The organism is Moraxella sp. K127, assembly GCF_015223095.1.
Lineage (GTDB): Bacteria > Pseudomonadota > Gammaproteobacteria > Pseudomonadales > Moraxellaceae > Moraxella.
The window spans coordinates 1-10,741 of sequence record NZ_JADFBZ010000071.1 but is presented as its reverse complement, the minus strand read 5'-3'; the positions used below and the strand labels follow the sequence as shown (position 1 = coordinate 10,741).

The window sequence follows — 10,741 nt, the reverse complement described above, 5'->3', positions numbered from 1 at the left end:
TGATGCCAAGCGTAAAATTTCCCCCAAAAAAGCGTGATAATTACCACGCTTTTTTATTGCATATTGCAAAATAGTATTGCATTTATAGGTTGTCAATCAACTCAATCAAATACCCCCTAAATAACTCCACCCCAATCGGTGCTAACTTGTCCTGCCACAAACTTGTCATTGTGTCGCCCTCATCAACCATTACCGACTTTTGAGCCAGCACCTGCCCTGTGTCCCAACCATCGTCAAGCTGATAGAGCGAACCACCCACAATCTTGTCGCCATTATCAAATGCGAGTTTGACGGCGTGTTTGCCCTTATATTTGGGTAATAGGCTTGGGTGGTAGCCAACCGCCCCAAGTCTTGCCTTGTCTCTTGCTTTTTTGGTAACAAAACAATAAGCGTGGGCGGTTAGGATAATGTCCACTCCATTCGGTACTTGGTCGGCGGTTAGGGTTTTGTTATGGACAGTAATGGGGATTAGGTTGGCAACTGCCAGCCGTGCTAAGCGGTCTGTATCATTTGGGGGCGACACGGCAACCACTTCAATATTTGACTGGATTAAGCACCACGCCAACAACTGCTCGGCAAGCCATTTTTGCCCGACTATCATTACTTTTAATTTATTCAAAATCAGCTCCTAAATATCTAAAACCCTGTACCGCTCTAAAATGTCCGCCATAGCCACTGCCAGCACTTTTGCCACTTGCTTTGGATAGGGTTTGCAGGCTTCGCATTTTGTTGTCGCCGTGTAGTTTGGCACTAATCTGCGTCCACTTCTTATCACGCCTTAACGCCTGTGCAAGGTTTGGGTGGCTGGTGTGAAAAATGGTTCGCAAGGGCTTATTGTAGCGGTTGTTGCCTTCTAGCCACATTTGGCACACGGCATTTAAAAACCGCATTCCAATGCCAGCCCCTTGCCATTCTGGCATTACCACAAGGCGACAAGCACGGGCTTCAATCAAACCTTGTCTGGTGGACACCGCCAAATGAGCCACCAATTCGCCATTAACCACCGCCACATAGTTGGTGGATGCAATCATTTTGGGCATTTTTAAATAATGATGTGGCTCAAAAAGCTCCCAAAATTGCCAGTTGGTTTGGTAGATGTTAAAGGCAATGAGTGGGCGTTGCCAAAGTAACCCCCTGTCATTGACACTAAATTCACCCGTGTCGGTGTTATACACCCAATCAGGCTCTAACCAATTAAGCACATCATAATGACAAGTGAGCAAAATGGCTTGTTTACCCTTGGTGCGTTTCCAAGCCTTAGCAAAGGCACTCGCACCGATACAGGCAATTTGCCTATCTACCACGCTACTAAATTCATCAATGATTAGGCGGTTTGGCTCGTCTGCCAATGCCTTTGCAAGGTTGGCACGAAACTGCTCGCCATTGCTAAGCACTTGATAAGGGCGTAGCCACGCAGGGACTGTGCCAAGTCCAACGGCTGACAGACAAGCGGTGGCTTTGTCTATACTGTCGCCTACGGCAATTTGGTCTATGATGGGCTTGTCAGCTTGCCAAGTGGGGTTATAAATGGGTGTGTCTGCCCAGATTTGTTTGCCAATAGAAGTTTTGCCTGTGCCAGAACGACCGACAATCACGCCAAGTTGCCAGTCGCCTTGTCCGTTTTCATCTTGCCAATGCTCGCTCTCTATGGGTAGGTCGGCTGTGATTTTGACATCTGCCCCAGTTTCTACATTAAACAAAGATTTGACCCGTTCGGCTCGGTAACTGTCAAAGTCGGTGCAAGTGTGATGAATATTGACAATCATACAACCACCACCTTAGCTTTGTAGCCCAATGATTTTAGGTGTTCAAAGACGGTCTGTTGGTGCGGTTCATCATCGCATTGGATAATCAAGCCAAATTTGGGCTTATAGTTAAAGCCGTTTTTTGCGGGGGCTTTGGGGTTGATTTGTGGGGTTGGCTGTGCCATTGGGTTCTCCATATTTAACAGGTTATGAGACGCAAGGTCTGCTAAATTGGTACGCAAGGCACGCTCAAAATGATTAAAATGACTGCAACGGCGACATTTTATGGCAAGCTGGTTAAAAACATCAATTTCCAATAAAACTCGCTTGCAGTTTTGACAGTTTAGGGGTTTCATATTTTACCTAGTGCAATAATACTTCATAATGTGGTATGATATGCCCTGCTTGTACAAGCAGACAGGGCGTACTCTTGCGATAGGTGGGTTTAGGCTTGCTATCAATGGGGAACGGCTTAACTGTTACCGCAGAAAAGCCGTTGCCCTGTTTTTATTTTCGTTTAACTTCAATGGTTAGCTCTATGCTGACGTAGTCTACCTTGGTCATGCTTTGATTATTTTGGGTATAACTTCCTGACGGAATGGTAATCACAAGATTGTTACCGACCTTGTGAGTGCTAAATTGACTAGTGCCTGCCACAGATGTCAAGCCACTTGTATATGGTAAAGCATTGGCTCTTACTTGATAGCGATGTATTTGCTCATCAAAATCCGCAGGTAGGGTAACAGTTACAGATTTTGGGTAGCCACCTTCAAAACTACCAACAGCAATGTCGCCTGTTTTATCTATTTCTGTAACATTTGCACCTCTATAACCACCAACAACCATAAATTTCAAATAAGCCACGGTTTCATTTTGCACAACTGGGGTGGGGTCGTCTTGTTTCGCCAAAATCTGCTTAATCTGTTCTTTTAACACATCAATTTGCCCTTGCAAATGGCTATCGCCATCGGTGCGGTCTTGGACTTCTTGGGCAAGTTTGGTATCAAGGTCGCCTGATGATTGGTTGTTACCGCCATTTTGAATGGTAACTTGTATCTCGTTTACTTGGGTGGTTAAGCCATTGACTTTTTCATCAATTTCTTGGGTTTTTTGTTCTTGCTCTTGGCGTTTTTTGTTCAAAAATGCCGTGCGGTTGGCAAGCTCAATATGTGGTCGGTTATCTACGCCATCTTCGCCCCCTTCTACGGGGTCATTAGGTTCAATTAGGTAAATATTTTCTACCCATTCGGCGGTTTCTTTGATTAGTGCCATTGTGCGATTACTCCGTTGTAGCGGACAGCTCCATCGTGATTGATGGTGCGGTCGTGTTTAAGATTTTTAAGATGAATAGAAGCCAACTTGCATCGTAAGGGGGCGACATCAGCAAGTAACGCCCGAATGTTTTCGGTATCAGCTTTGCTAATGGGCTTTTGCATAATCAGCCTATAATATGTCCAATGTCCGCCATAGCCATAGTACCTTGTGCGGTCGTGGCTTATGGTGCGGTCGTGCGTATAATAGCCAAAGCGTTCTTCCAGCTCACAATCCCCAAACCCAAGCAAGGCAAGCGTGCGTTTGATAGCCCACGGTGTGCCTTTGTGTCTATGGATTTGAATTGCCCCTTTGATAAGCTCTCGCTGTTCGTCATCAGAATGGGCAAACTCCCAGCCGTCCCCAAACAAACTAAACTGGTCGGCAAAGGCGGTCAAAGCGGAGTTTGGGGTAATATCAATCAGCATTATCAAGGCAAAAGGCGGTAAGCTATCCAAGCGTTTTAACAAACTTTCAAGCACCAAAAACCTTTGATTTTGCAAAGGGCTTGGCAACACACTATCAGTAACCAAATTAGCCATTTTGAATTGTTCCCATTTGAATTTGAATGTCGGTGCAGTTTGCCCATTCAAAGGCTTGTAAAATAATAGGCTCGGCTGGCTCTATAACCTTGACTTGCCAAATGTCGGTGCTGGACACTTCGTCAATGATTTGGCTTGGGACGACATCTCGCCCCAGTTTGGCTCTTAGGGCTTTGGTGTAGTTTTCGGCTCGCACTTTACTGTCAGCCAATACCTTATCAGGCACAGCCAAAGATAAAGGCGAGATTTCAAGAACAAGGCGAAAGTCTTTTGCCTTTGCTCCTGCCACAAACACACGGTCGGACAAGGGGCGTTTTTTCTCATCGCTGGTATTGTCAAGCACCTTTTGGATAAGTTCATCAGACACCACGCCATCGCTGGTCAAAATATGAATATAAATGTCGCCATTACCGCCCCGAAGTGCATCCGCATCAATGATTTGGCTGTCAGCAGACAAGGCGTGGTAAATGTAGGCTTGGCGTGAGCCTGTGGTGGCATAGCTTTCGGGGGCTAGACGAATGCGTTCTCGTAGCTGTTCGTCTGTCTCGTCATCAAGACGCACCACACCAAAAAAGTCGCCCAAATAATCTAACATTACCCCACTGGCAAACGCCAAAAGATTTTGTTCACACGCCAGTTGAATTTGGGTGCGAATAAGCATTTCACGGTAGGCAATCACATCAATAAACAGGCGGTCAGCTTGGGCTGGGTAGAGTTTTTTGTTACCCAGTTGTTCATACAAGGCAATAATCTCGCTGGTGATGGCACCCACATCACGATCTATAAAATGCGGTTTGTCTAAAATGGGGCGAGTTATCATTGCTTTTTTCCTTAAATCACTAAACCTTATAAGTCATATTTTGTGGCACAAGGCTATCAATCGGTGTCCATTGGATATTAAACACCGCCCCTGCAAATGCTCTTGTTTCGTCATATTGCTTGGCACGGATTTTGACTGATTGCACTCGTGGCTCATTTGCCAAAATCGCATCGGTGGCATAAGCAATAAACAGCGGAGCGACTTTGGAAAATTGTCCGTCCAAAAGCCCCAAGCCTTCACAGCCAAATTCTGGACGGTGTGGCACACTCCCTTTTGGCGTGGACAAAATAATGGCAATGGCTTGCTCCACATCGGCAAAGCCAATCACAATGCCGTCATCATCTAATGACGGTTGCCAATGGCTTGCGGTGGAAATTGGGCTGGTTTCGGTGCTGATATTCATAATGCTATCATAAAAGGTTTGTGGGTTTCCTGATTTTATGGCGGTTTAAGGTATTTTTGGCTTAGACTGGTGGCGTGGTAGAACCATTACCGCCACGCACACCGCTGTGCTTATGGGTTTTAAACGACCTACCGCCAATGATGGCATCTTTGCTAATGGTTGCCGTGCCATTGATGGTCGTGTCGCCGTTAATTTCTACCGCTCCGTCAATCGTGGTTTTGTCAGCAGTAATATTGGCATTTTGGCAAATGATGTTGATTGTACCTATGGCATTCACGGTCAAAGTGTGGCTGTCGTTGTCGTAAGTAAGCTCTGTGCCGTCATCAAAGACTTTGGCGAATTGGTGGCGATTGGTTGGGGCATTGTCTGTATCACTAAACACCGAACCTAGACAAATTGCCGTCTCGCCATCATCGGTCAAAAGCAGTGCCACTTGTTCGCCTTTGACAGGTGGGTCAAAGTGTTTGGCATTTTGACTTCTGGGTGTGATGACAAGGGCAAAAGGCGAAAGCATATCGTCCTTATCAGGCAATATTGCTTGAATGCGAAGTGGTGCGTATTCAATGTGATGAACCAGACCAAACACAAGTTCCATATTACCCCCTAATCAATCTTACAAAACGCAATTTCTGTGGTGTAGCCTGTACTTCGGCTAAGGCGGTGGGTCGCTTGCTTAATGCGGTATTTGCTGTCAAATCGCCCAAAACCCGTCAAATGAAAATTACCCCCAGCCGTCAGCCGTGTGTCGCCCGAGACGGTAAATTGCCCTTCACATTGTTTGTCTTGTGAATTTGCAAGCCCCGCCTGTGCTTTGCTGTCCGCCACGCTTTGGCTGGTGGCATTGGTGTGTAATTTTTTGGTGTCTTTGCTATGCCTTGTCATTGCAATGTCCTTAATTAACCTGTACCACTTTGCCATTTTGTACGCCATAGACCACTAAGGGCTTGGGCGATTTTTTGGGTTTGGCGGTGCTGGTAGGTTGTTGCTTGGGATTGGCGGATTTTTTGGGTTCGGTTTTAGTATTGTTGGCACTCGCCTTAATGGTTTGCTTGGTTTTGGGGTTGTGTTTGGTGACGCTTGATTTTTCTGGTACGGTGCGGATTTGGTCGGTAAATCGCCAGCCCCTAAAAATTTGACTGCGGTCAAGGGTGGCAATGCTTTTGGCATTGTTTAAGGCGGATAATTTGCTAAAAATCAGCCGTTTGCCACTCACTTTTACCAAATAACCATAAGTGTCGGCAAGGCGTTTTATAAATGCTAGGTCGCTTTCTTGTTGGGTCAGCCGTTCAATTTGCAGGGCTTCTATTTTGCCTTCGACGGTGTAGCCAAGCTCTTTGGCAATCGCTTTTATCACTTGGTCTAGGGTTTGATTGTCATAGCCTTTGTGTTTAATGGTGCGTAGTTTGTCATTGACGGACGCAGACAAGGCACGGATTTGCACGGTGTTTGGGCTGTCTGTGATGGTAATTTCATCAATGGCAAAAGTCCCACAATCAAGGAGCGGTTCATTGTCATAACCAATGGCAAACTGCAAGGTCGCCCCCTTAGTCGGATACCAGTCCCCTAGCCATTTTCGGTCGGGGTCAGCAAGGGTAATGTCCAGCTCGTCCGCTTCACCTGTCAAATGGTCGGTAAACACCGCTTCTATTAGGTCTTTGGCAATATCGGCGGTGGCGGATTTGTTATTATAAAGCAGGGTAAAGACAGGTGTTTTAATCATTTGTCTTGTTTCTCTTTATTCATCATCTCTTAACCACGCAGGAACGGCGTGGGCATTGGTATCTTTGACAATAATAGGAATAAAAACAATTTGCCCAGCCGACAAAGTCGCCTCAATCGGCAAATGGCGGTTACTGGCAATAATGCGTTCATAATCGGTAGCGTCTGCATAATATTGATGGGCAAGCGTATCCCAACGGTCGCCTTCGCTAGCAAGGTGTTGTAAGTACTGGGTTGTCATCTTATCTCCCCCTTTTTTATATTGCCAGTTTTCTTAGTATTCGCTGTTTGGCGAGTGTGGCAAGGACGGATTTGCCACCATTTAATGTGTCTAGTACCGTCCCCACATTGCCTTGGTGAGCAGGAATGGTGGTCGGTGGTAGCGTGCCGATAATGGCGTTCTTTTTTAGCTCGCCAAATAATAGGCTTGCTGTTTGGGTTAGGTCATTGATTTTGGTAAAATCGCCATTACCCACATCAACCGCTTGTCTTACTAACGCCCTTGCTCGCATTTGGGCGATTAAGGCTCGCTCCAAACTTTGCAGGGGCTGTTCGGTGGGCAAAAGTGTGTTAATGTCAGGTGTTTGGGCGGTGGCAATCGGGTTTTGTTGCACCGCCTTGACATCTTGCACCGCAGGGGCTTTGGGGCGAATGGTGGTATCGCCACTAAATTCACTCAAAGTCAAATTGCCATCGATGATGAGTGGACGACCACTCGTTGCCACTTCCACAAAAGTTATATCAACATCATCAAGGGTAACATAGCCCACATAATCTAAATAATCAAAAACCAGTGGCACAGGATTGCCGTTATTTAACACGGTTTGTAGCTGTGCCAAAACAGTCGCAGGGTCGCAAAATTGATAATGCAAACGCACGGTCAGTCGCCACTCGGTAAGCGTTGCCCCAAGCCTTTGTTTGGCAGGTTTGCCAATTGCTAAGTCGTGCTTGGCAAAGTCATAGGCAAATCGAGCATTGACCCCTTGCAGAAGTTTGCTGTCTTTGATTTGGATTGAGCCAATGTTGGTTATCATTTTTCCCCACGCTTATTTTTTAGGTTAGGCAAAAGCTCTGCGGTTACGGTCTTTTTCATAGCGTTCCATCATCGCCACAAATTCACGATAGCTCATTGTCAAGCCTTCTTGTACTTGGCTTGCCACATCAGCACCGCCCCCATTAACGCTAATGGTTGGGCTAAAATGAATGGTGCTAGCACCGCCACCGCCCCCAGATTTATTTGCCAAAACCTTGTTTGAATACTCGGTTTGGGCAAGCCGATTTGCCATTGATTGACTTGCTTTGATGGCTTGGCTTGTTTTGCCGTCAATACCGATTGCCACCCCTTCGGCAATGTTCGCCCCAAAGCCCATAAAAACACGGCTAGGCGAGCGAATACCTAACGCCCCTTTAAACGCACCAGCAACGGAGCTTGCCATTGCACTCATTTTGGCTTTTAATTCGCCGAATTTAGCCGTTACGCCATTGATAAGCCCTTGAATGATGTCTCGCCCAAAACCTGCAAACTTTGCAGAAAGACCCTTAAAATAACCAAATACCGCCGACCACGCTTTCACAAACAAACCCAAAGGCGAAAAGCTGGCAATCGTTTTTAAAATATTGGACACGCCACTACTGGCAAAGGCTTTTAGGCTTGCCCATAGGTTTGCAAAAAAGGCTTTAATTGGTGTCCAATGCCTATAAATTAGCACCGCTCCCATAATGAGTAGCCCAACCGCAAGCCCAATGGGATTTGCCATTAGTACCGTACGAAGCACCGTAAAAGCTGTGCCAATCATACGAATGGCAGAAGCAAAACGAGTCGCCATCGGAGCAAAACGACCCAGCACCGCCATTCCACGCAAAATTGCAATCCCCGCACGCAAACGATTAAACAGGGTAACGGCGGTCATAATGGGTTTAACCACCGACAATACCGCAAAACTAATGCCCCAAAAGGCAACTTTGGCAATGAGCAGACCGCCCACAATTTTGATGATACTGGCAACTAAGGTGGGATTTTGTTTTGCCCAATTGCCAAAGGCGGTTATCATTGGTTTAATACTGGTTAGGGTTTGATTGACCGCAGGAAGCAGGGCATTGCCAATCGTTACGGCAAGGTCGGTAATGTGGATTTTAAAAGATTTGAGCTGTTCGGCGGACGACCCCATTCGCTTATCGTAGTCTTTGCCAATGCTGTTGCTGTTAGCAGAATTTAGCGAGCCTTGTTTAATGCGTTCAAACTCATCTTTATTGCCTATCATCGGGCGAATAAAGCTCATCGCTTGTTGGTCTTGGAACAGCTCGCCCAATTTATAGGTTTCGTTTAACCTATCTACCGCCATTTGCCGTTCTTTGTCGTCTTTGATGGACATTGCTTTGGTAAATTCGGCAAGAGCCTTAGGCGACTTTGTGCCAACATATTGCTCAATGGTGCTAAACATTGCTTGCATTGGGGTCATACCATTTGCAACCAAGTTTTGCATTGATTTTTGTAAATCAATGCCAGCCTTCTCAAAGTCTTTCATTGTGTCGGGGGCGGTCAGCTTGGATAAGAAGTTTCGCATATTGTTGGCTGCCTCGTCCGAAGTACCAGCCCCTTTTCGGGCGATTTGCAAACTTGCCCCAATCTCAGCAACCGCTTGCTCGCCTTGCACCCCTAATGCTTGATAATATGGCGTAAGGCTGGGTAGCCATTTTGCCATATCTTTGACTTCAAACTGACCTGCCTTACCAGTGTAACCGAGCATATTCATTGCTCTGTCCCAACCAGCATCGCCTATGCCTAAGTTGTTTTTTAACGCAACCGTGGTATTACCCAAATCTTCAAAAGATGCACGCCAAGCGGTCGCCGTTTGGGTCAGTTTGGGCGTGTAATTTTCAATTTCTTTGGCGGACGAGATACCCCCAGCGACAAGGGTATTTAGTCCCACGCCAATGTCGTCTAGGGTTTGGTTGTATTGTAGGGCGGTGGCTCGCACAGTTTCGCCAATCCGAGCCTGTTCTTTGGCTGTCCATTCGGCGGTAATGGATAGGTCAATAATGCGGTCTTGGAATTTAACCGCTTGATGAATGGCACTCCCCACAGGCACAGCAAAAGCCGTCAATGAACCAACGCTGTTGGTAAAATTGCTTTTGCTGATGTCTTGGAGTTGTCCAATTTGTCGCCCACGAGCGATAGAGCGGTTTAGGCGTTCTTGGGCTTGGATAACTTGGTTAATGGCGTTGGTGGTGCGTTGGTATTGTTGTTGCAATCTGCCAATGTCAGCGTGTGGACGAGACAAAGACCGAGCCATAATATCGCCCAGTCTTTGTTGTCTTGCGGTGAGAGCTTGGGCGGTACGGTCAAGGCGATTTAAATCATTATTGACCCCATTTAAGGCACGAGACAGACTGCCGTCCACCACTGCCCCAATGCGTACAAATAAATTCATATCAGCCATTTGTCATCGCCTTATTTTGCCTATCTATTTGGGCATTGGCTTCATCCACCCACGCCAAAAACTCGTCCACCGTCATCGCTTCCATTTCAGAAGGCTGGATATGAAACCATTTAGCGAGTAGCGATTGCAGTTTCGTCCAGCTTTCCTGTGGTACGATTGAAATTGAGTGCTTGAAATCGCTCACGCACCGCCATATAGTCAGCAAGGAACATTTTGTCCAAGTCTTCTACAACCAAATCACAGCTCATTGCAATCATAATGGTTTCGGTTTCAGCATCATCGCCACCGCCTTGTTTTTGGGCGGTTTTCATTTGACGCACCACCAATGGTTTGACGGTTACTTGTTCAATCGGCACACCTGCATCGGTGGTAAAAGGCGTTTCAAGTTTGATGGTGTTAGCGTTTTGAGAAATTGGCTTAGACATAAAATTACCCTTAACGGTTGAAAAATGTTAAGGGTAATTTTAAAGGCTTTTATGAAATTGAAATTTTAGGGCGGTTTAATGCTTATTGAATTGGCATTATGGTGTTTTAATGTGATAGCCGTGCAATGCCCACAGCTCGTTAATGGCATTGTCAAAGGCGATTTTACGCCCAATGTTTTCATCAAACATTTTTGGGTCAATACAGCCAGATTTGCCAATCACGGTATAACCGCTTTTTAAAGTTAAAGCACACACGGTGCAGGTTTCGCCAAAGCGAGCGTACTCTTCTTTTGCAATCAAGGCTTGCAAGTCTTCTTGGGTAAGTTTAGTCATTAC

At 46.2% G+C, this 10,741-nt stretch carries 16 protein-coding genes; all 16 read right to left on the bottom strand.

Annotated elements, in window-relative coordinates:
* Window positions 1-82: 82 nt before the first annotated feature.
* Entirely contained in the window at window positions 83-619 is a 537-nt protein-coding gene (locus tag IM753_RS12120; protein WP_194109395.1) for a formyltransferase family protein, read from the bottom strand.
* Complete coding sequence (locus IM753_RS12115) at window positions 612-1,766, bottom strand: GNAT family N-acetyltransferase (RefSeq protein WP_194109394.1); 1,155 nt, start codon at window positions 1,764-1,766, stop codon at window positions 612-614. Before IM753_RS12115 ends, IM753_RS12120 begins: the two co-directional genes overlap by 8 nt.
* Window positions 1,763-2,101, bottom strand: coding sequence for a Com family DNA-binding transcriptional regulator (locus IM753_RS12110; RefSeq protein WP_194109393.1), 339 nt, complete (start codon window positions 2,099-2,101; stop codon window positions 1,763-1,765). The genes IM753_RS12115 and IM753_RS12110 overlap by 4 nt, the downstream gene beginning before the upstream one ends.
* 151 nt (window positions 2,102-2,252) lie before the next feature.
* The gene (locus tag IM753_RS12105; RefSeq protein ID WP_194109392.1) at window positions 2,253-3,017 is read right to left on the bottom strand and encodes a hypothetical protein; all 765 of its coding nucleotides are present in this window, start codon (window positions 3,015-3,017) and stop codon (window positions 2,253-2,255) included.
* The gene (locus tag IM753_RS12100; protein WP_194109391.1) at window positions 3,008-3,598 is read right to left on the bottom strand and encodes a phage tail protein; all 591 of its coding nucleotides are present in this window, start codon (window positions 3,596-3,598) and stop codon (window positions 3,008-3,010) included. The genes IM753_RS12105 and IM753_RS12100 overlap by 10 nt, the downstream gene beginning before the upstream one ends.
* Window positions 3,591-4,418, bottom strand: a complete 828-nt coding sequence (locus IM753_RS12095) for a baseplate J/gp47 family protein (protein WP_194109390.1) — start codon at window positions 4,416-4,418, stop codon at window positions 3,591-3,593. Before IM753_RS12095 ends, IM753_RS12100 begins: the two co-directional genes overlap by 8 nt.
* Before the next feature lie 19 nt (window positions 4,419-4,437).
* Entirely contained in the window at window positions 4,438-4,821 is a 384-nt protein-coding gene (locus tag IM753_RS12090; RefSeq protein ID WP_194109389.1) for a GPW/gp25 family protein, read from the bottom strand.
* A 61-nt stretch (window positions 4,822-4,882) separates the two neighbouring features.
* Entirely contained in the window at window positions 4,883-5,416 is a 534-nt protein-coding gene (locus tag IM753_RS12085; RefSeq protein ID WP_194109388.1) for a phage baseplate assembly protein V, read from the bottom strand.
* An 8-nt stretch (window positions 5,417-5,424) separates the two neighbouring features.
* Window positions 5,425-5,703, bottom strand: coding sequence for a hypothetical protein (locus IM753_RS12080; protein WP_194109387.1), 279 nt, complete (start codon window positions 5,701-5,703; stop codon window positions 5,425-5,427).
* 10 nt (window positions 5,704-5,713) lie between these two features.
* On the bottom strand, window positions 5,714-6,541 hold the full coding sequence (locus IM753_RS12075) for a phage late control D family protein (RefSeq protein ID WP_194109386.1): 828 nt from the start codon (window positions 6,539-6,541) through the stop codon (window positions 5,714-5,716).
* Between the two features lie 15 nt (window positions 6,542-6,556).
* Window positions 6,557-6,781, bottom strand: coding sequence for a tail protein X (locus IM753_RS12070; protein WP_194109385.1), 225 nt, complete (start codon window positions 6,779-6,781; stop codon window positions 6,557-6,559).
* Window positions 6,782-6,797: 16 nt separating this feature from the next.
* Window positions 6,798-7,574, bottom strand: coding sequence for a phage tail protein (locus IM753_RS12065; RefSeq protein WP_194109384.1), 777 nt, complete (start codon window positions 7,572-7,574; stop codon window positions 6,798-6,800).
* A 24-nt stretch (window positions 7,575-7,598) separates the two neighbouring features.
* The gene (locus IM753_RS12060) at window positions 7,599-9,980 is read right to left on the bottom strand and encodes a phage tail tape measure protein (protein ID WP_194109383.1); all 2,382 of its coding nucleotides are present in this window, start codon (window positions 9,978-9,980) and stop codon (window positions 7,599-7,601) included.
* Window positions 9,973-10,065: a hypothetical protein gene (locus IM753_RS13095; RefSeq protein ID WP_208624053.1), complete on the bottom strand. Its 93-nt coding sequence runs from the start codon at window positions 10,063-10,065 to the stop codon at window positions 9,973-9,975. The genes IM753_RS12060 and IM753_RS13095 overlap by 8 nt, the downstream gene beginning before the upstream one ends.
* A gap of 25 nt (window positions 10,066-10,090) precedes the next feature.
* A complete protein-coding gene (locus tag IM753_RS12050) occupies window positions 10,091-10,405 on the bottom strand; it encodes a phage tail assembly protein (protein ID WP_194109382.1) in 315 nt (104 codons plus the stop codon).
* 96 nt (window positions 10,406-10,501) lie between these two features.
* Window positions 10,502-10,741, bottom strand: a 240-nt coding sequence (locus IM753_RS12045) for a Gp49 family protein (protein ID WP_255518674.1), incomplete at its 5' end; no start/stop codon positions are given.

Bases quoted from the DNA above. Each gene is read 5' to 3' on its own strand.
- IM753_RS12115 (WP_194109394.1), bottom strand. From the start codon at position 1,766: ATGATTGTCAATATTCATCACACTTGCACCGACTTTGACAGTTACCGA.
- IM753_RS12110 (WP_194109393.1), bottom strand. From the start codon at position 2,101: ATGAAACCCCTAAACTGTCAAAACTGCAAGCGAGTTTTATTGGAAATT.
- IM753_RS12105 (WP_194109392.1), bottom strand. From the start codon at position 3,017: ATGGCACTAATCAAAGAAACCGCCGAATGGGTAGAAAATATTTACCTA.
- IM753_RS12100 (WP_194109391.1), bottom strand. From the start codon at position 3,598: ATGGCTAATTTGGTTACTGATAGTGTGTTGCCAAGCCCTTTGCAAAAT.
- IM753_RS12095 (WP_194109390.1), bottom strand. From the start codon at position 4,418: ATGATAACTCGCCCCATTTTAGACAAACCGCATTTTATAGATCGTGAT.
- IM753_RS12090 (WP_194109389.1), bottom strand. From the start codon at position 4,821: ATGAATATCAGCACCGAAACCAGCCCAATTTCCACCGCAAGCCATTGG.
- IM753_RS12085 (WP_194109388.1), bottom strand. From the start codon at position 5,416: ATGGAACTTGTGTTTGGTCTGGTTCATCACATTGAATACGCACCACTT.
- IM753_RS12080 (WP_194109387.1), bottom strand. From the start codon at position 5,703: ATGACAAGGCATAGCAAAGACACCAAAAAATTACACACCAATGCCACC.
- IM753_RS12075 (WP_194109386.1), bottom strand. From the start codon at position 6,541: ATGATTAAAACACCTGTCTTTACCCTGCTTTATAATAACAAATCCGCC.
- IM753_RS12070 (WP_194109385.1), bottom strand. From the start codon at position 6,781: ATGACAACCCAGTACTTACAACACCTTGCTAGCGAAGGCGACCGTTGG.
- IM753_RS12065 (WP_194109384.1), bottom strand. From the start codon at position 7,574: ATGATAACCAACATTGGCTCAATCCAAATCAAAGACAGCAAACTTCTG.
- IM753_RS12060 (WP_194109383.1), bottom strand. From the start codon at position 9,980: ATGGCTGATATGAATTTATTTGTACGCATTGGGGCAGTGGTGGACGGC.
- IM753_RS13095 (WP_208624053.1), bottom strand. From the start codon at position 10,065: ATGGAAGCGATGACGGTGGACGAGTTTTTGGCGTGGGTGGATGAAGCC.
- IM753_RS12050 (WP_194109382.1), bottom strand. From the start codon at position 10,405: ATGTCTAAGCCAATTTCTCAAAACGCTAACACCATCAAACTTGAAACG.